Annotated in this window: 19 protein-coding genes and 1 pseudogene; 12 read left to right on the top strand and 8 right to left on the bottom strand. The window is 50.1% G+C overall.

What is annotated here, in order from left to right:
* Positions 1-99: 99 nt before the first annotated feature.
* The 3 genes from AC5JLP_RS02990 (at position 100) to AC5JLP_RS02980 (ending at position 3,594) form a co-directional block, all read left to right on the top strand.
* The gene (locus AC5JLP_RS02990; protein ID WP_496066413.1) at positions 100-1,170 is read left to right on the top strand and encodes an ABC transporter permease; all 1,071 of its coding nucleotides are present in this window, start codon (positions 100-102) and stop codon (positions 1,168-1,170) included.
* 68 nt (positions 1,171-1,238) lie between these two features.
* Complete coding sequence (locus AC5JLP_RS02985) at positions 1,239-2,177, top strand: ABC transporter permease (protein WP_496066412.1); 939 nt, start codon at positions 1,239-1,241, stop codon at positions 2,175-2,177.
* A gap of 595 nt (positions 2,178-2,772) precedes the next feature.
* Complete coding sequence (locus tag AC5JLP_RS02980) at positions 2,773-3,594, top strand: squalene/phytoene synthase family protein (protein ID WP_496066411.1); 822 nt, start codon at positions 2,773-2,775, stop codon at positions 3,592-3,594.
* Here AC5JLP_RS02980 and AC5JLP_RS02975 read toward each other — a convergent pair.
* The 4 genes from AC5JLP_RS02975 to AC5JLP_RS02960 form a co-directional block, all read right to left on the bottom strand.
* Positions 3,574-3,699: a hypothetical protein gene (locus AC5JLP_RS02975; protein WP_496066410.1), complete on the bottom strand. Its 126-nt coding sequence runs from the start codon at positions 3,697-3,699 to the stop codon at positions 3,574-3,576. The genes AC5JLP_RS02980 and AC5JLP_RS02975 overlap by 21 nt on opposite strands.
* A 141-nt stretch (positions 3,700-3,840) precedes the next feature.
* On the bottom strand, positions 3,841-4,719 hold the full coding sequence (locus AC5JLP_RS02970; RefSeq protein ID WP_496066409.1) for a 2-hydroxy-3-oxopropionate reductase: 879 nt from the start codon (positions 4,717-4,719) through the stop codon (positions 3,841-3,843).
* A gap of 44 nt (positions 4,720-4,763) precedes the next feature.
* Complete coding sequence (locus tag AC5JLP_RS02965) at positions 4,764-5,999, bottom strand: hypothetical protein (protein WP_496066408.1); 1,236 nt, start codon at positions 5,997-5,999, stop codon at positions 4,764-4,766.
* Between the two features lie 72 nt (positions 6,000-6,071).
* Positions 6,072-7,400 carry a four-carbon acid sugar kinase family protein gene (locus AC5JLP_RS02960; protein WP_496066407.1) on the bottom strand — a complete coding sequence of 443 codons (1,329 nt, stop codon included), beginning with the start codon at positions 7,398-7,400 and terminating at the stop codon, positions 6,072-6,074.
* Positions 7,401-7,617: 217 nt separating this feature from the next.
* Between AC5JLP_RS02960 and AC5JLP_RS02955 the strand changes: the two are divergent.
* From AC5JLP_RS02955 to AC5JLP_RS02940, 4 genes and pseudogenes are all read left to right on the top strand, one after another.
* Positions 7,618-7,770: pseudogene (locus tag AC5JLP_RS02955) on the top strand (BrnT family toxin); the annotation flags it as partial.
* 195 nt (positions 7,771-7,965) lie between these two features.
* Positions 7,966-8,232 carry a hypothetical protein gene (locus tag AC5JLP_RS02950; protein WP_496066406.1) on the top strand — a complete coding sequence of 89 codons (267 nt, stop codon included), beginning with the start codon at positions 7,966-7,968 and terminating at the stop codon, positions 8,230-8,232.
* A 60-nt stretch (positions 8,233-8,292) separates the two neighbouring features.
* Positions 8,293-9,831: a cryptochrome/photolyase family protein gene (locus AC5JLP_RS02945; protein WP_496066405.1), complete on the top strand. Its 1,539-nt coding sequence runs from the start codon at positions 8,293-8,295 to the stop codon at positions 9,829-9,831.
* A 181-nt stretch (positions 9,832-10,012) separates the two neighbouring features.
* Positions 10,013-11,419: a hypothetical protein gene (locus AC5JLP_RS02940; protein ID WP_496066404.1), complete on the top strand. Its 1,407-nt coding sequence runs from the start codon at positions 10,013-10,015 to the stop codon at positions 11,417-11,419.
* 12 nt (positions 11,420-11,431) lie between these two features.
* On the opposite strand, the gene AC5JLP_RS02935 is transcribed toward AC5JLP_RS02940, so the two are convergent.
* A complete protein-coding gene (locus AC5JLP_RS02935; protein WP_496066403.1) occupies positions 11,432-11,740 on the bottom strand; it encodes a hypothetical protein in 309 nt (102 codons plus the stop codon).
* Between the two features lie 613 nt (positions 11,741-12,353).
* Between AC5JLP_RS02935 and AC5JLP_RS02930 the strand changes: the two genes are divergently transcribed.
* From AC5JLP_RS02930 to AC5JLP_RS02920, 3 genes are all read left to right on the top strand, one after another.
* The gene (locus AC5JLP_RS02930; RefSeq protein ID WP_496066458.1) at positions 12,354-14,861 is read left to right on the top strand and encodes an MASE1 domain-containing protein; all 2,508 of its coding nucleotides are present in this window, start codon (positions 12,354-12,356) and stop codon (positions 14,859-14,861) included.
* 2 nt (positions 14,862-14,863) lie between these two features.
* Positions 14,864-16,183 carry a hybrid sensor histidine kinase/response regulator gene (locus tag AC5JLP_RS02925; protein WP_496066402.1) on the top strand — a complete coding sequence of 440 codons (1,320 nt, stop codon included), beginning with the start codon at positions 14,864-14,866 and terminating at the stop codon, positions 16,181-16,183.
* A 528-nt stretch (positions 16,184-16,711) separates the two neighbouring features.
* Positions 16,712-17,254, top strand: coding sequence for a cell division protein SepF (locus AC5JLP_RS02920; protein WP_496066401.1), 543 nt, complete (start codon positions 16,712-16,714; stop codon positions 17,252-17,254).
* Between the two features lie 63 nt (positions 17,255-17,317).
* On the opposite strand, the gene AC5JLP_RS02915 is transcribed toward AC5JLP_RS02920, so the two are convergent.
* Complete coding sequence (locus AC5JLP_RS02915) at positions 17,318-17,767, bottom strand: SRPBCC family protein (protein WP_496066400.1); 450 nt, start codon at positions 17,765-17,767, stop codon at positions 17,318-17,320.
* A gap of 88 nt (positions 17,768-17,855) precedes the next feature.
* Positions 17,856-19,325 (bottom strand): 9,9'-di-cis-zeta-carotene desaturase, encoded by a 1,470-nt coding sequence (gene zds, locus AC5JLP_RS02910; RefSeq protein WP_496066399.1) that lies wholly within the window; start codon positions 19,323-19,325, stop codon positions 17,856-17,858.
* Between the two features lie 347 nt (positions 19,326-19,672).
* Here zds and AC5JLP_RS02905 point away from each other — a divergent pair, with 347 nt between their 5' ends.
* Complete coding sequence (locus AC5JLP_RS02905) at positions 19,673-21,121, top strand: RecQ family ATP-dependent DNA helicase (protein WP_496066398.1); 1,449 nt, start codon at positions 19,673-19,675, stop codon at positions 21,119-21,121.
* A 65-nt stretch (positions 21,122-21,186) separates the two neighbouring features.
* On the opposite strand, the gene AC5JLP_RS02900 is transcribed toward AC5JLP_RS02905, so the two are convergent.
* Positions 21,187-22,494, bottom strand: coding sequence for a dicarboxylate/amino acid:cation symporter (locus AC5JLP_RS02900; RefSeq protein WP_496066397.1), 1,308 nt, complete (start codon positions 22,492-22,494; stop codon positions 21,187-21,189).
* Between the two features lie 320 nt (positions 22,495-22,814).
* On the opposite strand from AC5JLP_RS02900, the gene AC5JLP_RS02895 reads away from it, so the two are divergent.
* On the top strand, positions 22,815-23,663 hold the full coding sequence (locus AC5JLP_RS02895) for a dienelactone hydrolase family protein (protein ID WP_496066396.1): 849 nt from the start codon (positions 22,815-22,817) through the stop codon (positions 23,661-23,663).
* Positions 23,664-23,801: the final 138 nt, after the last annotated feature.

The following is a 23,801-nucleotide window of genomic DNA, read 5'->3' as shown; positions in this document are numbered from 1 at the left end:
TTTGGTCAAACATCCCAATTTACGATTGCAGAGAACAGTGATCAGAGAGCAACTTGAGGTAGTATGCGAGTCATTGTTTCCTACCGCCTTTAACTGCTTGTGAACGATCGTGCGCGTTGGCTGTTGCCTGTTTTGTCTCCCCTTTTGGCGATCGCGGCTGCCTTACTCGTGGGTGCAGGACTCATTGCGATCGCGGGGGTCAGTCCCCTCAAAGCCTACTCGGTGCTGTTCACAGAATCCTTGGCTAACTACTACGGCTTCAGCAACACGTTGACTAAAACGGCTCCCCTGTTGCTAGCGAGTCTGGGTATTCTGGTTGCTCTTAAAGCGGGACAATTCAACATTGGTGGCGAAGGGCAAATTTATATGGGTGGCTTGGGCAGCACGATCGTCGGGCTGTACCTGCATGGCCTACCCCTTGTGATCCATGTACCGCTGGCGCTGCTGGGAGGCTTTCTGCTAGGAGGGTTGTGGGGCTTCATCCCTGGTTACTTGAAAGCGGTACGAGGCGTGAACGAGGTCATCACTACGCTGCTGCTCAACTACATCGCTCAAAACCTGGTGAGCTATCTGGTGAGCAGTCCCATGAAAGATCCCGAAGCGCCTACCCCTTACAGCAACCTGATTGATCCCTCTGCTCAGTTGCCGATCGTGCTGCCGCAAACGCAGACTCACGCTGGAATTTTGCTGGGCGTGCTGGCTACCATCGTTCTGTGGATCGTCTTTGCCCGATCGCCCCTTGGCTATCAAATTGAAACGGTGGGGCAAAACCCGCTTGCCGCTCGCTATGTGGGGATCTCGGTAGAACGCACGATTATGCTGGTGATGGCATTATCGGGTGGCTTAGCAGGTCTGGCAGGCTCCGGCGAAGTCATGGGCTTGAAATATCGCTTGTTTGAGAACTTTTCACCGGGGTACGGGTTTGATGCGATCGCGATCGCCTTTCTCAGTCGAGGAAACTTAGCGGGCGTGTTGCTCACCTCGCTCTTTTTTGGTGCGTTGCGCGGCGGCGCTAACGTCATGCAGCGCAGTGCGGGGGTTCCAGTTACAGTGGTTTATGCCATTCAGGGGCTGACCGTTCTCTTTATCGCTATCGGACTCGTCCTAGAGCGCAAAGTATCGTCTCGCTCACAGCCGATCGCCTCGCTTGCCGCCGCCGCAAAACCTTAATCCTGATTTTCAAGGGCGCGTCAGTGGAAACTTTTCATCCTTTATCCCTTATCCTTTCCTCTGCATCTATGAACGATCTCGCCTTCCTTTCTGACTATCTCTCTGCCAGTTTACGGCTGTCGATGCCGTTAGCGTTTGCAGCGTTAGGTGGGCTATGGTCTGAGCGATCGGGCGTGTTGAACATTGGGCTGGAGGGCATGCTGCTGACGGGAGCGTTTGTGGGTGCAGCAGCGACGTTTTACAGCAATCAAAATGTGTGGTTGGGGATCGTGGCAGCGGTGGTGAGTGGTGGACTAGTGGGGTTGCTGCATGCGTACCTATCGGTCACTTTGCAAGTGAATCAACTGGTTTCAGGGCTAGCCATTAATCTCTCTGCTGCGGGGCTGACGGCGTTTATGTCGCGGCTTGTTTTTAACGGTAGTACGACTCAAAAACTGCCTGGACTTCCTGCGATCGCCATTCCAGGGCTAAGCCAAATCCCAGTGTTAGGGCCATTGTTGTTTAATCAAGATCCGCTGGTGTATTTCTTGCTACTCCTACTGCCGTTGAGTACTTATATTCTCTTTCATACCAGTCTTGGCTTAACCCTGAGAGCCGTTGGAGAATATCCCCGTGCCGCCGATACAGCGGGTATTCGGGTGGGATTGGTGCGCTACGTCAGCGTCATGTTGAGTGGCTGCTTAGCCGGGTTGGGAGGGGCGTATCTGGTGCTGGTGCATGTGAAGTTCTTCACGGAAGATATTAGCGCTGGGAAGGGCTTTATTGCGCTGGCCGCATTGATTTTCGGGCGTTGGCATCCCGTAAGCACAGTGCTGGCCTGTTTGCTGTTTGGCGCAACCGAAGCATTGCAGCTTCGCATTCAAGCGTTTAATCTCAATATTCCTTATCAGTTTTTGGTGATGTTGCCCTACGCGATCGCGCTACTGGCGATGATTGGTCTGGCAGGTAAAGCAACGCCTCCAGCAGCATTAGGCACTCCTTATAGCCAAGAAAGCGTCGGTGAATAAACCGCTATCAATCTCATCTTGCAACCACAAAAGGTTAATATATCTTAAAATAATCTGAACGTAAAAATTTCCGCTTTGTCAAGATGAGATGAGAATGCAAGCTATTAGTGAATCAGCGGTTTCCGGGAACGGTTCACCTTATTTTAGCTTCTCTCTCCTTATGCCTTGGGTCTCATGCATTAAGTCATGATTCGAGGCTGGATTTTTTCGTTCATCTGATACGTTAGGCAAGCTTTTTGTCAACCGTGGCGATCAAAACAGAACCGATTTTGCAGGTAGAATCCCGTTTTCGCTTGGGGTCAAACGCTGCGGCTAAGACGACTTCTTTAGCGCTCTTTACCCTATTTTGAGGTTGATTGAAGCCAGGTATATGGCCGTCTCATCGTCAGTTTGTTGAGGCTGAAATAGTCAAGGCATTCCCTTACACCAGCAAATATTACCGTTTGCTAACTTGCAGGAGGAGGGCAATTTTTAGGTTGTGTAGTATAAGGGTCTAGATACCTTAAGCAGGGTGCAGTCTCCTTCTTAGTAAAAATTAAGTTTTTTGCTATATATTTAGAGCGAACTCGGTGTGGTGGTTAAGAGGAGCGAAGGAATGGAATTACGTAAGACTGCTCTAGAAATTTTGGCAGAAACAAGCCGTACTTTTTACATCCCGATCAGTCGGCTGCCTTCGGGTTTACAAGAAGCCGTTGCTTCAGCGTATCTTTGTATGCGTGCGATCGACGAGATCGAAGACCACCCTGATCTAGATAATGCGCTGAAAGCAAAGCTGCTACAGATGATTAGCTTGGCCTTGCAGGCCGCAGATGGTGCTCTCGATGAGAGCCGCTTAGAGGCGCTTCTGATGAATCATACGACCTTGCTACCAGAGGTAACTACCCGTATTGGGGAATGGGCAACGTTTGCACCGATTGCGATCGCGCCACGCGTGTGGGATGCGACTGCTGCGATGGCAGACCGCATGGCGTACTGGGCAGAGCACAATTGGACTATTAAAACAGAGGCTGATCTCGATCGCTACACCTTCTGCGCAGCAGGTGCCGTTGGCTTGTTGCTCTCTGACCTGTGGGGTTGGTATGACGGCACGCAAACAAACCGTGCTCATGCCGTAGGGTTTGGACGCGGCTTGCAGGCGGTCAATATTCTGCGCAATCAGTCGGATGACTTGGTGCGGGGGGTTGGGTTCTTCCCTGAGAACTGGCACCAGGATGAAATGTACGCCTATGCACGGCGCAATCTCGCCCTGGCAGATGCTTATACGGCTGCCCTGCCTCCTGGCCCTGCGCTAGATTTCTGCCGCCTGCCGTTAGGGTTTGCCCATGCCACCCTGGATGCGCTAGCACAAGGTGAAGCCAAGTTGAGCCGTACGAAGGTACTGGCACTGGTAGAGCAGTTAACAGGTAGCAGCAAGTAAAGCTGGAGAGATGAAGACGATCGCGGGTTGATAGCGATAGTGTTGCTGCAAAACTAGCCACTGCCAGACAGTTGCTGTCGGTCTGGAATCGCTAGGGCACGTCATCAATTAAGCTCAGAAACCTTGAAGCATCGGCCGTACCGCGCCCGTCCTCACAAACGAGGCTAGGGGCTGGAGCCCCTGCTGCGAGCCATATGTATGAGTCATTGATGACAGCCGCTAGAGCCATGTCGAAGCCGCGATCGTTCAGCTCATCCCTGAAAGTAGCTCGTACAAAGTGGCGATCGCAGCGTTGTCCAATTCTCCCTGATCTTGAGCCAGTAGCGCGTCCATCATGCTAGTCACCTGGGCAGAACCAAACAATGGTATGCCCAACTCTCGCCCTGACTGCAACACAATATTCATATCTTTGCGGTGGAGCTTGAGCTTGAAGCCTGGTTGGAAGTTTCCGTCCAGAATGCGTTTGCCGTGAACATCCAAAACACGGCTCTGAGCAAAGCCACCCATGAGAGCCTCACGGACTCTGGCGACATCCACGCCTGATTTTTTTGCCAAGGTAAGTGCCTCAGCAACCGCCTGTACAGTGAGCGCGACAACAATTTGGTTACAGGCCTTGGTCACCTGCCCGGCTCCCGCTTCGCCGATGTAAACGATATTTTTGCCCATTGCCTGCAAGATGGGGAGCGATCGCTGAAACACCGCTTCATCGCCGCCCGCCATAATCGACAAGGTGCCTTGCTGTGCCCCAATATCACCACCTGAAACCGGAGCATCCAGTGCATCCACTCCCTTCTCCTTGAGTTCGGTGTAGACTTTGCGAGCCGTAGTAGGGGCGATCGTGGACATATCGATAAACGTCATCCCTGGTTTTGCGCCCTCAATAATGCCCTTGCTGCCCAGCGCGATCGCCTCTACATCCGGTGAGTCAGACACACAGCTAATTACAACATCTGTTTGTTGGGCGATCGCTTGCGGTGACTCAGCCAGCATCGCTCCATCCACTGCCAATTCATCCATCGCTGCCCGACTGCGGTTGTAAACAACTAGCGGATACCCAGCTTTGAGCAAGTTCCGCGCCATTGGCTTGCCCATGATGCCGAGACCGATAAAACCGATGCGTTCCATAGTTGTGAAGGGGGAGTAGGGAGTTGCGCTTCTAGCCGTACCCATCAATTTTTGCAGATATACTCACGAATATACTGAGCTGTCGTTTCCGCGTGTTCCTGTGCTGCCGCTTTTCTGACGTGGGTAGGTTTCCAATGGTATTCGTGACTGGAGAATTGCTTCACTAAAAGCGGCTTGCCTGAAGACAACAGCAACCTTAGCTGGTAATTGACTTCGTAGTACATGTAAACATCGTCATCATCTTTTTCGATCGGATCTCCAACAGGTAGCGTTTGCACCTCGACAACATCCTTCAGCTTATAGGTATCGACCGTGTTACTACCCTGATGCGAAAGCGATCGGGTTGACCAATCAAAACTCCAGACGCTCACTGGCTCTAGCCGAGTGTGGAAAAACCGTATGTTCACATTCATTGGTTGGTTCTTAGCGGTTTGCTGTTGCACCCAGTGGTGCCAGAAGTCAATGGTAAGTTGCCAGGAACGGTGAGTGTAATGGCTCGCTTGATCAGCGAGGGGCTGTACTTGCTGCCACTTTAAACCGAGTAAGGATGTCCGCTGTCCCTGAAAAGAGGCACCAACTAGGCAAAACACTTCACCCGATCGCAACTCCATCAAAAACCGTGCTTTAGCCCACTGGTCTAAATCGACAATCAACCGTTGAATGTGTGAGAAGGGGTATTGCTCCTGGTGCCGCCGTAGAAGGCTGCCATACCGATAGATCAGTTGATGTTGAGTTGAGTCAAACTGATACGATTCAAACGCTCTGGTCTTGATGCTAAATAAGCTCACAGACAGCGATCGCAACCCCAACAGGAAAAAAAGCGCTCCCGGTGCAAGTCCCCACCATTGCAGCCAATCCACCTGGGCAACACTTAAATGAGTGGCGGCTGGGTCTTTGAGAAAGGTCTGGATGCGATCGACGGTTTCTCTCGTGTTGTCCCATCCAGACGTTTGGTAGGGTCTTAATGGCACCTCACCCTCGCTGGTAAGCAAAACAATCTTATAGAACATGCCCTCAGCTACAGAGGTATCTAGGCGCACGCCTTGCAAGTTGTGGATGGGTTTGTTTCGCCACATCGCCAGGCCGAGCCAGCCGGGAGTGTTAAATTGGCACGTTACCTGAGTTAGCTCTATTTTTTGGCAGTCCAGCTTCGCAGGACCACTCCAGAGCAGCAATCCCGCCCCCAAAAGAGTGTTAAAAACCGCACTGGCAAGACTACGAAAGGAGAATGAGCGACGATGGAGAATCAGCGGTTGTGGCGTTTGTTCAGCAATCGACATACTGATAAGAATGGGTTAAAGCGATGAACACTGTATTCATCCTAAGCATGCCCAGTTTGGAATTTGCCGTCCCTAACTCTTCTGCTGGCTCAAGCGTTGATAGACCGTTGCTAGAGCACTCGCATCGCCGACATTGCCAGGAAATAGCACAACAGGCAGATCGGGAAACTGGGGATGATTGGATGGGGTACGCACCATTGAAACGCCTGCTAGCACTTGACCCAACAACCGAGCGGTTCTGAGCGCCAAGCCATTGCTGAGGGTATCGTTGGAGGTGATGCCACCTTTGCTAATGAGAAAGCCGATGTCATCGGGCAAGTGGCGAATGATGTCCATGAGCAGGGCCGAGACGGCTTCACCAAAGTTCAGTCGGGTCTGCGTATCGTCGAAGGTAAGTTCTTGACGGCTCGTATACACAACAGGGGTTTTGCCTCCAGTGTGAGCAGCGTTGACCGCTTGAACGGCTTCGGCAAGGAGGGACGATCGCTCATTCTCCCCTTTCTCTAGCAACCGTGCCACCGCTAGCTCAACGCCAACGATCCCCGGTTGCGCCAGCAGGTGTTCTAGCTGCTCGGTGGTTTTCTTCACGTGAGATCCCACAATGACACCACCGGGCTTCCCGTTACGGACATAGTTTGCCATCGCTTCAGGCGCGATCGGCTGGGGTGGCAACGCTGCTAGCGCGGTCAGCAAACTTGCCGCACTGCGAAAGAGAAACCGTTTGCCTTGGGACGCGGCTGCCAAAACATCTACTGCGAAACGATCGAGATCACCTTGCGTCACCGCATCCACTACACCACACTGATTGTCATGCAGTTGCAGAAGGCGATCGAGGACACCCGCCTGAATGTCTTGCACCAGAAAGCGTTCTACCCGATCGGCCAGAATCTTACCGTCTGTTTTCTCTTCAACATAGGCAGGTAAGTAACTATGGTGATAGCCAAACACCGAATCGCGTGCAAACTCGGTTTCGTGTACGGGCGTATCCACACCGTTAACCTTTAGGTAATGGATGCTATCTCGCGTTGTGCGTCCCCCTTCAAAAAAGGCAGGCGTGAGAAAGTGAGCATCAAAAGGGCCAAGCTCCTCTGCAATGACATCGGTTTCGATCGGGTAATGTCCGCGCAGGGTAGAATCCGATCGACTCACCACCAAAAAATCGTGAATCTGTTCGAGGGCGATCGCCTCTTTCAGGTGATGGCACACCTCCCGCGTGACCGCTGCTGCTTTATCTGGGGTTAAGGCCCGTGTATTCGTCAGCACGAAAAAGATCGGCGCGTCGTCTGTCAGCCCCAGCCGCAACGTTTCCACATCCCACTGCATCAACAACAGACAACTGTGTACCGTCTGCGACCCCGTTGGATCGTCGTCCAGAACAATAATTTTGGGTTTTGTAGTCATGGGTAGCAGATGTTGCATTAGCTCATTATCACGCGAGATGAGGATAGAGGGATAGGGTATGGGATCAGGGCTAGGAGATTTTGCACAGTTTGAACTGTTGCATAGAAAGATCATTAAGTAAGGGTGATAATCAAAAAAATTGGTGCATCAAGCGTTACCGCATTGGGGTGAGAATTTACCATACAAAGATATGAAGTTTACTTGAGACGAAAACAGAGCAAACAGCAATCTGTCCAAGCACGGTATTCAGTTTGAGGAAGCGAAGACAATTTTTGATCATCCGCTTTACGTTGACTTCTACGACCCCGACCACTCTGAGAAAGAAGAGCGTTATCTTAGAATGGATAGGACTTACGCAGTCGCCCCCTAAATCCCCCAATTCTGGGGGACTTTGAGTGCTTGCTCCCCCAAATTTGGGGGTTGGGGGGCTAGTTTTAGAGAATTTGCGTAAGTCCTGTTGGAGAGTCTAATCGAGGACGGTTGTTGCTTGTTTCGTATACGGGGAGAGGAAAATCCATTCGTCTCATTAGTGCTAGAGAAGTCACCCGATCTGAGCGAGAAGCCTATGCAGAAGGATAATCCAGAACTGGAAGACGAACTTCGTCCAGAATACGACCTGAAAGGCTTAAGCGTCAGAAAGTTAGGCACTGGACGAAAAAGCTTTGGTAGGATGGTCATTCGCTTGGAGCCTGATGTGGCAGAAATGCTTCCAAGCGCCGCTGCCGTCAATGAAGCATTACGATTTTTGATTAGAGTGACACAAGAGCGCCAATCTTCTGCTTCTAAACCGCTCCCCAACAAGCCTGTGAAGGTGGACCAGAGACTATCTTGATGGGTGGATAGTCATTTCTATAACAGCCATTTCAGGTAAGTGTTTGCGTTAGGAAAGCAGATGACGATCGTTGGAGTCTGGGTGCTAGGGGATCAACTGTGGGCAGAGCAAGCCGCGCTGCAAAGCTGTGTAGAGCAGCGATCGCGCACGCCTGTGCTTTTCATTGAGTCACTAAAGCATGTGCAAGAACGCCCCTATCATCTGCAAAAGCTGGTGCTGGTGTGGTCAGCAATGCGGCATTTCGCTGAAGAACTTAGACAGGCAGGCTGGTCAGTCACCTACGAGCAAGCTGAGGATTTTCTCACGCCACTGAAGGCTTGGATCAAAACGCATCACATCACGGAACTGCGGGTAATGGTGCCGAACGATCGCCCCTTTGCCCACTTCATCGCCTCTCTTCAACTTCCGTGTACAGTCACCCTTGTTCCCAACAACCACTTCATTTGGAGTGAAGCTGATTTTAGAGAGTGGGCAGGCAAGCGCAAACGCTTACTGATGGAGGACTTTTATCGTGAAGGCCGTCGCCGCTGCAACATTCTCATGGTAGGTGAGCAGCCCGTCGGTGGTCGCTGGAACTTTGATCAAGAAAACCGCAAACCACCCAAAGGCAAACTAACCCTACCCGAAGCCCTCTGGTTTTCACCTGATGCCATCACGCAGGAGGTGATCACCTGGGTCAAGCAGAGCGATCACTTCAAAACCAGCCAGCAGTATTGGCAAATTGAACCGTTTCAATGGGCCGTGACGCGTGAACAAGCGCTGCAAGTGCTGCATTTTTTCATCACGATGCGCCTGTCTGACTTTGGCCCTTACCAGGATGCTATGTTAGCGGGCGAAATCACGATGTGGCATGCCATGCTGTCGCCCTACCTCAATCTGGGCCTGCTACAGCCGATCGAAGTCATCGAAGCCGCCGAGCAAGCCTATCTTGACAATCGAGAGACCTGGCACCTCAGCAGCGTTGAAGGCTTCATTCGGCAAGTGCTGGGCTGGCGGGAGTACATGCACGGCATCTACAGCTTCATGAGTGACGACTATCCAGAGCGTAACTGGTTTCATCACACTCAACCACTACCTGACTTTTACTGGACGGGTGACACATCCATGAACTGCCTGCATCAGATCCTCACGCAGGTCAAGGAAATGGGATACGCGCATCACATTCAACGACTGATGGTGTTAAACAACTTCGCGCTAATTGCAGGTATCTCACCCCAAGCGATCGAAGACTGGTTTCACGCTGCGTTTATTGATGCCTACGATTGGGTCATGCAAACAAACGTCATTGGCATGGGGCAATTTGCCGATGGTGGCGTGCTGGCATCCAAGCCCTATGCGGCCTCTGCTAACTACATCAACAAAATGAGTGATTACTGCGGCAAGTGCGTTTACAACCCTAGAGCGCGCACGGGCGAAAAGGCATGTCCCTTCAATTTCTTTTACTGGGATTTTCTCGATCGCCATCGTGCCAAACTCACCACTCAGGGACGCATGAGCTTTATCCTCAGAAACCTCGACAAAATGGCTCCAGAGGAACTAGAAACCATTCGGCAAGAGGCGATCGCATGGCATGAAGAGGCCGCGGCAAAAGCAAAATAGTGCAAAGCGAAAGGGTCAAAAAGCAAAGGTCAAACAGACGGCTAAGATAACCCAAACGGGTACCACTGACTTTTCATTTTTGCATCAGAATTAGAATAATCTGAGCAAGCCATAGAAAGTTTTGGCAATCAGCGAAACCTCGCAGCTTGGAAATACTTCAACCAGACAGCGGAGGTTTTCGATGACGTTTCAGCACGAAGAAACCGCTCAGCCAAACCAAACTGCTTCTGAGCGTCAAAATAATGGTCGCCCAGAGATCAAAATTACTGTTTTCCCAGCAGTACATACTCAAAAATCTGTCTTAGATAATCTTAAGCAATTAAGAGAACGAATTGCTCAAGACGTTAGAGAATTTGATCAAAAAGACTTACCTGAGAACTTACAGACCGAAATTCCCAAGCTTGCCGTTCTGTTGCAAAGAATTGAACGCCTGGTTTTAGGCACTAATCAAGACAAAAAGTTAGGCGCACTCAACAGCTTGGTCTGTTCACTGGAAGTTGCACTGTCCTCTTTATTTCAGAAGAAACTCAGTAAAGAATTCACTCGACAAATCCGCCTTGATATTGAAAAAGAGGTAATCAGACATGAACATCCGCGAGTAATAGGTTTGCTTGCCAACCAATTCTTTTATATCTGGCATTCAAAGTCAGTTCGACTTAGTGTTATTTATGGACTTTCCTGGTCATTTATCATTATATTCGGTGGGCTTTTTTCCCTAGCACTACTCCAGTATGCAGTATATAATTCTAATGCAGATACTAGAAAAGTCGAGGCTTTAATTAGTAAGCAAGATAAGAAAATTGACGACCTTAACGCTAAAATAGATCGGGAAAGAGCCAAAACAAAAACGACACCTTCTCAGCTGGGAGCTGAAAACCAAAGAGAAGCCTTATTGGATGATGAATTGGCTACTAAAGCGCTAGTCATTGCCGATCTTCAACGAAAGACTGATGAGGCACAGATGGTTAAGCAAAAGCTTGAAACTCAGCAAGAAAGAATTGCTCAGACTAAACGAAGCTCATTAATACAAAATATTTTATCTAGCGTTGACATTGGATTTTCAAAAATACTTAGTCAAATACTTTGGGTTGCAGCAGCAGGCACACTAGGCAGTATTGTCAGCATTCTGACTCGTGTAATCGGTAAATCGTATGATCAGGAAGCATACTGCGATCGACTTACCCCCATCTTCATCGGCTTTTTCAAACCTGTAGTCGGTGCATCTTTTGGTATTCTGTTTCTAGCATTCATTAATTCTGGCGTGGTCAGTACACCGCTCATACCTGCAACAACCAATGCTTCCAGTTCAGATGCAGCGATTAAAGCGGCTGATAATCCAGAGACCAAAGCTGCTTTTTTCCTTTTCTCCGTAGCTTTTGTCGTTGGTTTTAGCGAACGGTTAGCGAAAGACACTATTACTAAGCTGGAGGGTGGTAGCCAGGAAGAGAAGGAAACCTCACAACAACCAGTCAATACTCGTGTTATAGTCATTCGCTCTAGTAAAGCTGCAAACCAGAGCAGACGAAACCAAAACGCGATCGCATCAAATCAAACTGCCGACTCCAGTAACCAGGATGAAAGCGCCTAAGTTTGAAAAGCACTAATAGAGCGTCTTTTCTAATTTCCTGAAGTTGAAACTAGAAGTATTTGGGTTGGCTTTGCAGGTTTTAATAATATTATTTAAACTCGCTGGCACACTTCCAGTTTGGTTGATCTGGCTATTAAGAATTTGAAATTCCTCATAGGTATATTTTAACTGAATGCCCTTAATGATGCAGGCACAAACAGCACGAGCTTGAGCACCTCGTCCGGCAGTACAGTCTTTAATGTATTGAGCAACAACGTTTCTGGGATAGGATGCTTGTGCCTGAGTTACTAAAGTTGTAGCGGCTAGTAAGAGCAACGTCATAAAAGATATAGGAAATAAGCGCATATTTAGAATGACCTTATAAGGGAATCAACATCCTGTCAGGTACTCGACACCATATCAACTAAAAAAGTTCCGTCGGAGCAATTTTTACGACTAAGTTTAGAAGCGCAGCTCCTTTTAAGTAACCAAACGTAATCAAACTGAGTATGCTCGATGGGCTGACCGCTGACTATGACAGCCCTTCATGAAATGCTGGGTGGGTCGATCGCTTAATGGCTTCTATCATACTGCCCAAGTCGATATAAGCTTCTAAATTGCTCAGGATGACGTTAGACCACGTTTCCATACATAACGTCATGATCCGATTGGAGATTTTTAAACTTGGGAACGTTTGCTTTTGCGATCGACATACCCAATGTTACTCATGCAGGGTTGCCGGGAATACTGAGAGCGAACTGACATTGGGCGACTTTCATCTCGATCGAATTCACGTTGGTTTTAAGCCGCAGCAATTCTACACAGCGGTTTCTTTGGAGGTGCTTTGATCGCCATCTTTATTGAAAATATTGCTAAACGACCGCTGAATCCGGGCAGTTTAAGATCTGACCGTAAACGGCTTAACCCTTTCATACTTCAGATTTGACTCACTGTGATGGATTCGCTAGCCTTCCCCAATCGATCCAACAAAGTTCTGCTGATCTTTTCGATCGCGCTTGTCTACTATGTCACAGCAAAACTTGGGCAATATCTTGCCATTCCACCCGGATTTATTACCCCTGTCTACCCACCCTCCGGCATTGCACTTGCCGTCATTTTACTCGTAGGCTATCGCGCTTGGGTCGGCATTTGGTTAGGAGCTGTTGTTGCTGCAACGTGGCCTTTGTGGGCAAATACAGGCATTTTATCAATGTCGATCGCGTCGGGTTTGGGCATTGCTACAGGCTCAGTGCTACAGGCACTTGTGGGTGCGTTTCTCATCAAACGCTTCATTGGGTCTTACCAGGCATTTACCAATGCACCGAACGTGACTAAATTTACTGGTATTGAACTTTTAAGCTGCATGGTGAGTCCGACTTTTGGGGCGACTACCATGCACTTTTGTGGATTCATTGAGGGAAAAAACTACATCATTAGCTGGCTAACGTTCTGGTTGGGAGACACCATTGGCGTTCTGGTCATTGTTCCATTGTTGTTGTTTTGGATTGAGCATTGGTTGCGCAGGCGGAACCACACAGCCAATCAAGCAACTACCCCAGAATTGCAATCCTCATCCCCCCGATCGCTTCAGTTCACTCTGGAAGTGGTGATCTGGGCTTGCTCACTGCTAGGCGTGGCAACCGTTGCTTTTGGCTTCGGCTACCCAGTTGAATACTTGCTGATCCCGTTGCTTGTATGGTCAGCCTTTCGGTCTGAGCAACGGTTCATTGCTATTGCGATCGTGCTAGTTTCGGCTCTGGCGATCGCGGGTGCTCTCCGAGGGACGAGTTCATTCAATCGCAGCACCCTGAATGAATCCCTGCTGCTATTGCAAGCCTTTATTGGCACGATCACGGTTACAACACTGATTTTATCAGCCGTCATTATTGAGCGCGAACAGGTAAAAGCACGACTAGAGCGGGCCAACGAAGAGCTAGAGTTCAAAGTTGAGGAACGTACAGCAGCCTTGAAACAATCTAAAGAAACGGCTGAGGTTGCTAGTCGTGCCAAGAGTGAATTTCTAGCAAACATGAGCCATGAACTTCGCACACCCCTTAATGGCATTCTGGGTTATGCCCAAATTCTTAGCCGCTCTCAAAGTTGGGGCGAAAAAGAACGCAAAGGCGTCAATATTGTTTATCAGTGCGGTTCTCACTTACTAACCCTGATTAATGACATTCTGGATATTTCCAAAATTGAAGCCCGTAAGCTGGAATTAGCTCCTCACACGGCCTATCTACCTGCACTGTTACAGGGCATCGCCGAGATTGTGAGTATTCGCGCCGAGCAGAAAGGCATTGACTTTGTCTATCTGCCAGATACTAGCTTACCGGAGAGCATTGAAGTTGATGAAAAACGGCTACGGCAGGTATTGATTAATTTATTGGGCAATGCCGTCAAATTTACCGATCGGGGGAAGGTCACCTTTAGGGCCGAACGACTTGATCAACTTCCCCTAACTAGTCTGGAGTCTTCTACTGAGTTTTCATCAACCAAACTTCGGTTTCAGATCACCGATACCGGAATTGGTATGAGTCCAGAAGCATTAGAAAAGATCTTCCAGCCGTTTGAACAGGTCAGCGACCAAAAACGGAATGCTGAAGGCACCGGGTTAGGTCTAGCCATCAGTCAGACGATTGTTCAACTCATGAACAGTCAGATTCAGGTGCAAAGTCAGCTTGGTGCAGGTAGCACCTTTTTCTTTGATGTGACACTGCCGATCGCCACAGAATGGCAACAGGCAACCAACACCATAGGAGAGCAACTGATGGGCTATCAAGAGGAACGGCAAACCCTTCTGATTGTTGATGACAAATGGGAAAATCGCTCTGTAATTGTCAACATGCTACAACCGTTGGGCTTCACGGTCATTGAAGCAGAAGACGGCCAGGATGGACTGACGAAAGCGATTCAAAACAAGCCGAATCTTATCATCACCGATATTCTGATGCCTGTGATGGATGGCTATCAATTACTCCAACAGATTCGGCAGTCTAATCTACTCAAAACGTTGCCAGTGATTGTTTCCTCGGCCTCCGTCTCCAGCATGGACCAAAAACAGAGCTTAGATGCTGGCGGCGATGATTTTCTGACCAAACCTGTGCAGGCAGACGACTTGTTTCAAATGCTCCGCAAACACCTGCAACTGACCTGGATTTATCAATCTACGGCTTCAGCGCATGAACAGGTGCAAGCGTCAATCTCTGCACCACAGAGCAGTCTTAACCCATCCATACCTTTAGCCGTGCCACCGTCAGCAGATCTGGAGCAGTTGCTTCAGTTAGCCCAACAGGGGCGATTGAAAAAACTGACCGAAGTTGCACTTGGTTTAGCCCACCAAAATCCTCAATACGCGCCCCTGGCAAAGCAACTGCTTGAACTGAGTAAGGGCTTTCAGGTTGCCAAATTGGAAGCGTTGATGCAGCAATTACTCGATGAAAGTATCCGCGCTGGAAGAGGTTAATCATGAAAGATACTCCGTTAATTTTAGTGGTCGATGATACTCCAGCCAATTTGTCGGTGCTGGCAGAAGCATTGGGTGACGCTGGGTTTGAGGTGGCGATCGCCACGGATGGAGAACGCGCCATTAAACAAGCAACGATTAGCCAGCCGGATTTAATTTTGCTGGATGTAATGATGCCGGGCATTGATGGCTTTGAAACCTGTCGCTACCTCAAGGACTCTTCGCTGACCGACGACATTCCAGTAATTTTTATGACGGCACTCTCTGACACAACTGATAAGGTGAGAGGCTTTAACCTGGGTGCAGTGGATTACGTCACCAAACCCTTTCAAGAAGCAGAGTTGCTTGCTCGTGTGACCACTCAATTGAAATTGCGCCACTTGCATCAAACCTTAGAGCAACAAGTTGAACAACGCACTGCCGAACTCCAAAAAGCTTTGCAACAAGTGCAGCAGTCGCAGGTGCAATTAGTGCAATCAGAGAAGATGGCAGTATTGGGGCAATTGGTGGCTGGTGTTGCCCATGAAATTAACAATCCCGTTAATTTTATTCATGGCAATCTCGCTCATGTACAAGGGTATGCCGACGACATCTTATCCTTTGTCCAGTTGTATCAACAGCACAGCGCTACAGCGGCTCCCGAACTTCAAAAGGCTGCCGCTCATCTCGATTTAGAGTTTATTCAAGAAGATCTGCCCAAAACGCTCACGTCGATGAAGATGGGCACCCAGCGTATCTGCGAAATTGTGCGATCGCTCCGCAACTTTTCTCGCCTGGATGAAGCCGAATGCAAGGCGGTGGATCTCCACGAAGGCATCAACAGCACGCTTTTGATTCTGCAACATCGCCTCAAAAGCACATCTGACCATCCAGAAATTCACGTCAGGCGAGAGTATGGTCAGTTGCCACCTGTAGAATGCTATGCCGGATCGCTGAACCAGGTATTTATGAATATTCTGGCAAATGCCATTGATGCCCTGGAAGAACTGAGCGCTAAACGCACGTATCCAGAAGACCAACATCATCCAAGCCAAATTACGATTCGGACGACAGCAATTGATGCTCAATGGGTACAAATTGCGATCGCCGATAACGGCACTGGCATTCCCAAAGCACTGCAAGCGCGAATCTTTGAGCCGTTCTTTACAACAAAAGCCATTGGTAAGGGCACTGGCATGGGCATGTCTATCAGCCATCAGATTATTGCTGAAAAGCATCAAGGTAAACTCATCTGTCTTTCAACACCGGAACAAGGCACAGAGTTCATCATTCAAATTCCCATACGACAACCACTTCAGGCTGCACCTGATCGATCGATTTAGCCGTATGCAGAACGTTCTTGTAGCTGCATCCAAAATGGTTGTAGTCGCTGAACGTTCGTCGGGAAGTGGAGTTGGGCGTTAGTAAGCACTAGTGCATCCTGTCTATCGCCAGCCTATGATTCCATTGCAAGAGACTTCGCCTATAATCCCACTGTTGAGCAGTAGCAGTTCTCAATGAAACGGACGCGCTTTCAAAGCGGTCAGCGGTCAGCCATGTTCAGCTTCATTGCGTCCAGTTGCTTAAGACGAGTCAGAGCGCTAGGCTGTGTTTTAAAACTCCTAATCGCTTCGTTGCTGAAGCTTCTGCCCCCTTTTCTTGTATGCCCAAAGGGCTTTAAGCCCCCAAGATTGGGGGACTTTGAAGCCTGTTTGGAAGCCCCCAGAATTGGGGGTGGGGGGGCTTTCGAGGGTTTTAAAGCACGCCCTAGCAAAAAAACTGTCGATCGGAGGTTCCTCCGCAAGCCTCTGGTGAAGAAAACAATCCTCGGTTAAGATGGAACGCATGAACTAATCTAAAGGTTGGTCGTTATGAATATTTTTCGGCGAGTATGGGACTCATTTGGGTTTGAAGACCGCTACGACGAAAACGAATATGAGTACGAGTATGAGGAAGAGGGCACACCGTCTTATTATTCTTCAGACGAGTATAATGCGGCGCAGCAGCCCATTGCTCCTGCTAGCAACGTCGTTGGTATGCCTAATCGAAAGATGGCGCATACCGAAATGTTTCTGATGGAGCCACGATCGTTTGAGGAAATGCCCCAAGCTGTTACGGCTTTGCGTGAGCGGCGATCGATCATCCTCAACTTGAGCCTCATGGATGCTGATGCCGCGCAACGCTGCGTTGATTTTGTGGCCGGGGCGGCGTTTGCGATCGATGGACATCAAGAGCGCATTGGTGAACATATCTTCCTCTTTACGCCCAGCTTCGTGCACATTAGCAGCTACCCCACGGGTGTGCCATCAATGCCGCAGCCAATGCCGCAACCAATGCCGCAGCGAGTGCCTATGGCGACCACTCAAACCACTCCACCTGCTCCTGCATGGGGCAACATGACTCAGATGAGCTAAAGGTCGCTCTCAAGCAGCCGTTTCTCATCTACTGGCTCAAACAGTACAAAGTAGCTGAACAACTCACTGGCTCGCTTTTGCACTCAATGCATATTGCCGAAAGCGCTCTAAATCCGCGTGCAGCGTTGACTCTACGACGCGCCCAATAAAAAGATTATCGAGTAGTTGACCAAGGAAGCCAGGAATAGCGTAGCCAACAGACATTTTGACGATGCTGCCTTTGTCGCCACGGTCGTAAAAGCGAATGGCACCCCGGTTGGGCAACCCATCCACCGATTCCCACTGAATAATTTGATGCTGCACCACTTTGAGAATCCGCGATAGCCAGGTAAACTCAAAGCCTCCTGTTGCGAGTTTCCAGCGTGACAGCTCAGGCTTGTCTTCCAGCACGGTGACAGAATCAATCCATTTCATCCAGCGAGGCATTTGCTCCAGATCAGACCAGAGACTCCAGACCAGATCGATCGGGGCATCAACTTCTACTTGGACACTATGTTCGAGCCAGTTTGACATAAGGGAGAGTTTTGAGTTTTAAGTTTTGAGTTAATTTGACCACTAGCAACATTTTTAGCCTTTAGCTTTTAGCCTTTCTGCCGACTCCCTAATAGTTAAACAACCCCACACCCTGAACCTTATACCCTGTCGGTTCCAGAATGGCTTGGGCAGCTTGCCGACCGGAAATGGTGGCTCCTTCCATACTATCGATGTAGTCTTGCTGCGTGTAACTGCCCGCAAGGAAGAAGTTGGCGATCGGGGTCTTCTGGGCAGGACGATACAGATCCATGCCGGGGGCTTCGCGGTAGAGCGACTGGGCGAGTTTGACGACACTGTACCATGTCATCTTGAGGTCGCGAGAGGAGGGGAAAAGATCATGAACTTGCTTGAGAACGTGCTGCGCGATTGCCTCATTGCTCTGCTTGATGAATGGATCGCCCGGAGTTAGAACCACCTGGAGGAGAGAGCCTTCGCCTTCGCGGTAATAGTTGCTGGGGCTGGTGAGCGCCATATCGGCAAAGCACGAAAAGTCCGCGTCGGGCGTATAGAGCAAATTATCAATACCAGCGGCATGATCCAATTGTTTGCGTTGCGCTGGGTCTTGTAATTCCGTCACCCAACCGTCAAAGCGAAGTTGTACAGTGGCAACAGGCACCGCGTCCAGCTTGTAAATATTGTCAAACTCTTTCCAAGTGCGCCATGCGGCAGGCAGTAGACGTTGTATACCAGGCACATCACAGGCTGCAAGATAGGCATCTGCCACGATCGTTTCTTCAGTCTCTTCTTTCGCAACGACTAAGCCTGTGACACGCGTCTGATCGCCGTTACCATCAAAGAGAACCTGGCGAATGCGACGACGGGTGTGAATTTTCACCCCACGGGCCTCCAGGTAGGTCACGATCGGCTTGTGCAGATACTCATGCGGTGAGCCTTCCAACATCCGCAGCACCGAGGCTTCCGTTCTAGCCGCGAAGAACTGGAAGATGGTAAGCATACAGCGAGCAGAGATGTTTTCGGTGTCGATGAACCCCAGTGCATAGGCGATCGGGTTCCACATGCGCTTCAGGCTACCGTTCGAGCCACCATGCTTACGAAACCAATCAGCAAAGCTAATACCGTCCAGATTGCGAATAGTTTTCATGGCACCGTCGAAATCCACCAAGCCGCGCACCAAGGGACTGATGCCAAGGGCGATCGCATTCTGCGCTTTGTCCTGAAGAGAGAGCTGAGACGTAGTGAAAAATGCCTTCAGTCCATTAAACGGCGCACCTGTGATGAAGCGGAAGTCCAGCATTCCCTTTTGCCCACCACGATTGATGAAGGTGTGGGTGTGTTCCTTCAGTAGCAGGCTCTCGAAGGCTCCGACCTTTTTCATCAGGTCAAACAGGTTGTAGTAGCAGCCAAAAAAGACGTGCAGACCCATTTCCAAATGGTTGCAGTCTGCATCAACCCAACTGCCCACTTTGCCACCCACAAACGGGCGGGACTCGAAGATTTCCACCTCATGTCCGGCATCGGCTAACTCTACCGCTGCTGCCAAACCCGCCAGCCCCGCGCCCACGATCGCAACTCGCATTCTGTCCTTCTCGCTTAGACTTCCTTTGCGTATTGTAAAGTAGGACTTACGCATTTGCCCCCAAACCCCCAATTCTGGGTGCTTTAATCGGCTTGGTTCCCCCAGCATTGGGGGCTAGGGGGCGAGATATACCCGCTTTTGCGTAAGTCCTATAAAGGAACAAATGGATAGGTACGCGATCGCCCTGAGAACAGGTAAATTCTCTTGAAGCTAAAATAGTTGGCCTGCAACGATTAGTTGGTGAGGTAAAACAGCTTACAATTCTGAGTTCTGTCTCAATCAGCACTCTAAAGCTGGGCATTCTAAAGCAATGACTATAGAAGCGTGCCATGAGGGAACGATCGCCCATGAAACAGCCAGCGATGTCTGTACGTGAGAGCATTCGCGCGAAGCTGAAACAGATTTGGGGCTATGACGACTTTCGATCGCCGCAGGGAGAAATCGTCCAATGCTTGCTAGAGCAACGAGATGCGCTGATCATCATGCCGACGGGTGGGGGAAAATCCATTTGCTTTCAGTTGCCAGCGTTTATGCAGAGAGGGTTGACGATCGTCGTTTCGCCGTTAGTCGCGCTGATGGAAAATCAGGTGCAGGAGCTTCGTCAGCGTCGTTTGCCAGCCGCGTTGTTGCATAGTGAATTGCCAAAACAGCAGCGCAAACAAACATTGTGGGCCTTAGAAAACCAGCATCTAAGGTTGCTTTATCTGTCACCGGAAACGCTGCTGAGTGAGCCTGTATGGGAGCGGTTGTGCCAGCCAGAGCTGCAAATCGATACGATCGTGCTGGATGAAGCGCATTGCTTAGTGCAGTGGGGCGATACGTTTCGTCCAGCGTACTATCGGTTGGGCATGGTGCGATCGGCTCTGCTGACGTGTAGGCCAAAGGGGACGAAAATGGCGATCGCGGCCTTCACTGCAACGGCGAACCCTGACGCGCAGCAGACCATTCATCGGGTATTGCAACTCCAGCAGCCAGAGGTGTTTCGGCTCAATCCTTACCGCGCGAATTTGCACCTCAACGTGCGGGTAGTTTGGACACCTAGACAGCGACGACAACAACTGCTGAAGTTCATTCAGGCGCAGACAGGGCAAGCAGGTTTGGTGTATGTCCGCACTCGCCGCGATAGTGAAGCGTTAGCAGAATGGCTCTCGCAACAGGGCTTTCAAACAGCGGCGTATCATGCAGGGTTAAGCCCCGATGAGCGGCGGCAAATTGAAAAAGCCTGGTTGGACGGCTCAATGCAGTTTGTGGTTTGTACGTGCGCCTTTGGCATGGGCATCGACAAAAGTAATGTCCGATGGGTCGTGCATTTTCACTCACCGTTGTTGCTTTCTGAGTACGTGCAAGAGGTTGGGCGAGCCGGACGCGATGGCAAGCTTGCGACGGCTCTGACGCTGATTAGCGAAACAACGGGCTTGCTTGACCCAGAGGACAAACAGCGGCGACAGTTTTTTGTGGAGCAGGCAGAAAAGCAGCAGCGATCGGCGCAGGCACTTAGCCCCAAATTGCCACTACAAGGAAATGTTACGAATGTCAGCAGGGAGTTTAGAGATGGCGCGATCGCCCTTTCTCTGCTCAACAGCAACGGACAGTTGGAATGGTCTGATCCGTTCCATTACGTCATGAAGCCTGGAAGCCCTCATCACACTGGGCAAACCAATACCTGTGCTGCAAAGCAAATGACTGACTATCTCAAAACAAAGGACTGTCGGTGGCGCTTTTTGCTGAAAGCTTTTGGTTTTGGCTCTGAGGCAGCGAGTTTACAGTGTGGACATTGCGATCGGTGCTGTCGCTAAAGCACCGCAAGACGCGGAGTGCACGGAGAAACATTTGTCCAAAGTGGTTTCATCAAAGATGCCAATTAATCCCCTTCAGAGGCAAAGGCTTCTTCTAAATCAGGCTCTGCTTCTAATTTTGGTTCTTTGCCATCCAGTAGGCAGCTTACCGTCATGTCGCCCATGACGTTGATGACGGTGCGGCAGCGATCGAGAAACCAGTCCACTGTAATGAGCAGCGCGATGTATTGGGTTGGCAGTCCAACGGCGGTAAACACCAGCGTCATCGTGACCAAGCCCGCTTCAGGAATCCCTGCGGCACCCACAGAAGCAAAAATAGAGGTCAAAATCACGACAAACTGTTGTTCAAGGTTAAGGTTCAGTCCAATTACCTGTGAAATGAACAAAGCGGACATGGCCTCATAAAGCGCCGTACCGTCGTTGTTGAAGTTACTGCCAACCAGTGCACCTAAGGACGCGGATGATTCTCGCAAGCCCACTTTTTCAAGCAAACCTCGGAAGGTGACGGGCATAGTCGCAACTGACGAGTCGGTGGAGAAGGCCGTTAGGAAAGCATCCACACCCCCACTCAAAAACAGCTTTGGGGTAACCCAGGAGCCAAAGTGAACTCGCAACAGGTAGTAGCAAGTTTGAAGGGCGAGTGCTAACACTACGGCAATGACAAAGGCTGCCAGGGCTTTGAACGGCGCAAACCCTTTGAGAGCCACTGTGCTGCCGACAATGCCAAAAACCGCGATCGGCACTAGCATAATCACCCACGACAGAATCCGCACCACCGCTTCAAACAGAATCGTGATGACGTGTTCCAGCGCTTGATAGCCCGTTTTACCCTCCTCGACCTGCTGAGCTTTGATGGCGCGTAGAACAATGCCAAAGGAAAGCGCCAGCACAATCAACTGAATCACGTTATTGTCCACCAGCGGTTTAAGCACCGCATCGGGAACACCGCTATCGACTAATCCCCAGGGATCAAACTGCTTGTTCAGAGCTTCTCCACTACCCGCCAAGCTAATCTTTTCCCAGGTGCCGGGACGCAACACGTTGGCAACCAGAAGACCAATGACAATGGCTACCGTTGTATTTGTCACCAAAAGAATGGCAAGACGACGACCCGATCGACCAGGAATATTGGTGGTCAAAAAGGCGTGCAGAACAGCGAGGAGAATCAACGGTGTTGCGAGCGCCCGCAGTGCCTTCAGTACCAACGTGCAGGGGAGTGCTAAATCTTTAGCAATTTCGGCGCTTTGGGGACTGGGATTGCCAGCACCCAGAACAATGCCCAGCACGACAGCCAGAACAAGCGCAACCAAAATTTGTAGATAGAGTGGAATGATTCTGCCAAACAGGCGTAGTCCTTGCTCGTGATCACTCATGCGGGTTTCCAGGTAGGGCTGATCTCACTAGAATGCAGAATGGAGTCGATCGGCGTCAAGTGTCCAGCTTTATTCGGCTGTAGAGCGTTGCATAACGTTACGATTTAGCGGTCAGCCTGGGAGTTTTGAGTTTTGAGTTGAAAGAGAGGAGCAGAGGGCAGCTTGAGAGTTTTGAGTTTTGAGTTTTAAGTTTTGAGTTGGAAGAAAGGAGCAGTGGTCAGCGTTTTAGCCTTTAGCCTTCATCCTTCATCCCCCCTTCACACGCCAAAAGGATGATTGCACCTCAGCTTTTTTTTTGACACACTATTGCCGAAGTGACTTTGTTCAAACTGTACATCATGCCTGAGATTACCCGTCGCCAATTTATGACCACAGCCGCGTTTGCTAGTGGCTTTGCGCTTGCAGTCCAGCCGATCGCGTTGAGTGCCATCATGACTAGTGCAGATGGGCTTGTTGCAGGTACGGTCAAAATCCCTGCAAAGGATGGCGACGTTACGGCCTATAGAGCGATGCCAGCGAAGGGTGGCAATTTCCCGATCGTGCTGGTAATTCACGAAATTTTTGGCGTTCACGCGCATATTGAAGACGTGTGTCGTCGCTTTGCCAGGTTGGGTTATGTGGCGATCGCGCCTGACCTGTTTGCGCGGCAGGGCGATGTTGCCAAGCTCAGCAGTATTGATGAAATTCGCCCCATTGTTGCTAAAGTGCCCGATGCACAGGTGTTGTCTGATCTCGACGCAACCGCCGCATGGGCCGTCAAAGCGTCTAAGGGGAATGCCACGAAACTGGCGACGACAGGCTTCTGTTGGGGTGGACGGATTGTCTGGCTCTACGCCGCACACAATCCTCAAGTGAAAGCGGGTGTGGCGTGGTACGGACGGCTTGTTGGCGAAACGAATGCACTCATGCCGACGTATCCGGTTGATATAGCTTCGTCGCTCAAAGTGCCTGTGCTGGGGCTGTATGGCGGCAAGGATACAGGCATTCCGATCGACACGGTGGAGCAAATGCGCGATCGGCTCAAGTCCAGCAGCAGCAAATCCGAAATCATCGTCTACCCCAACTCCGGTCACGCCTTTTTTGCAGACTATCGCCCATCGTACCGCGAAGCCGATGCCAAAGATGGTTGGCAGCGTTTGCAAGCCTGGTTTAAGCAGCACGGCGCATGACGGTTGCTTAAACCTCCAAGGTTTTGGTCGAGATGCGGTTGAAAATAGCTGGCAGAGCGGCAAAGATTAACGCCATAATAGGAAACTGATTATTGTTCAGATAACGTTGTTTGAAGCGCATTAACCGCCCTGCTTTTG

It is taken from the genome of Stenomitos rutilans (assembly GCF_059505485.1).
This window is presented reverse-complemented; position numbering and strand designations above follow the sequence as displayed.

Coding starts and splice junctions, on each gene's coding strand:
- AC5JLP_RS02905 (WP_496066398.1), top strand. CDS start 19,673: ATGAAACAGCCAGCGATGTCTGTACGTGAGAGCATTCGCGCGAAGCTG.
- zds (WP_496066399.1), bottom strand. CDS start 19,325: ATGCGAGTTGCGATCGTGGGCGCGGGGCTGGCGGGTTTGGCAGCAGCG.
- AC5JLP_RS02920 (WP_496066401.1), top strand. CDS start 16,712: ATGAATATTTTTCGGCGAGTATGGGACTCATTTGGGTTTGAAGACCGC.
- AC5JLP_RS02980 (WP_496066411.1), top strand. CDS start 2,773: ATGGAATTACGTAAGACTGCTCTAGAAATTTTGGCAGAAACAAGCCGT.
- AC5JLP_RS02935 (WP_496066403.1), bottom strand. CDS start 11,740: ATGACGTTGCTCTTACTAGCCGCTACAACTTTAGTAACTCAGGCACAA.
- AC5JLP_RS02925 (WP_496066402.1), top strand. CDS start 14,864: ATGAAAGATACTCCGTTAATTTTAGTGGTCGATGATACTCCAGCCAAT.
- AC5JLP_RS02975 (WP_496066410.1), bottom strand. CDS start 3,699: ATGACGTGCCCTAGCGATTCCAGACCGACAGCAACTGTCTGGCAGTGG.
- AC5JLP_RS02930 (WP_496066458.1), top strand. CDS start 12,354: ATGGATTCGCTAGCCTTCCCCAATCGATCCAACAAAGTTCTGCTGATC.
- AC5JLP_RS02915 (WP_496066400.1), bottom strand. CDS start 17,767: ATGTCAAACTGGCTCGAACATAGTGTCCAAGTAGAAGTTGATGCCCCG.
- AC5JLP_RS02945 (WP_496066405.1), top strand. CDS start 8,293: ATGACGATCGTTGGAGTCTGGGTGCTAGGGGATCAACTGTGGGCAGAG.
- AC5JLP_RS02970 (WP_496066409.1), bottom strand. CDS start 4,719: ATGGAACGCATCGGTTTTATCGGTCTCGGCATCATGGGCAAGCCAATG.
- AC5JLP_RS02985 (WP_496066412.1), top strand. CDS start 1,239: ATGAACGATCTCGCCTTCCTTTCTGACTATCTCTCTGCCAGTTTACGG.
- AC5JLP_RS02965 (WP_496066408.1), bottom strand. CDS start 5,999: ATGTCGATTGCTGAACAAACGCCACAACCGCTGATTCTCCATCGTCGC.
- AC5JLP_RS02900 (WP_496066397.1), bottom strand. CDS start 22,494: ATGAGTGATCACGAGCAAGGACTACGCCTGTTTGGCAGAATCATTCCA.
- AC5JLP_RS02940 (WP_496066404.1), top strand. CDS start 10,013: ATGACGTTTCAGCACGAAGAAACCGCTCAGCCAAACCAAACTGCTTCT.
- AC5JLP_RS02960 (WP_496066407.1), bottom strand. CDS start 7,400: ATGACTACAAAACCCAAAATTATTGTTCTGGACGACGATCCAACGGGG.
- AC5JLP_RS02950 (WP_496066406.1), top strand. CDS start 7,966: ATGCAGAAGGATAATCCAGAACTGGAAGACGAACTTCGTCCAGAATAC.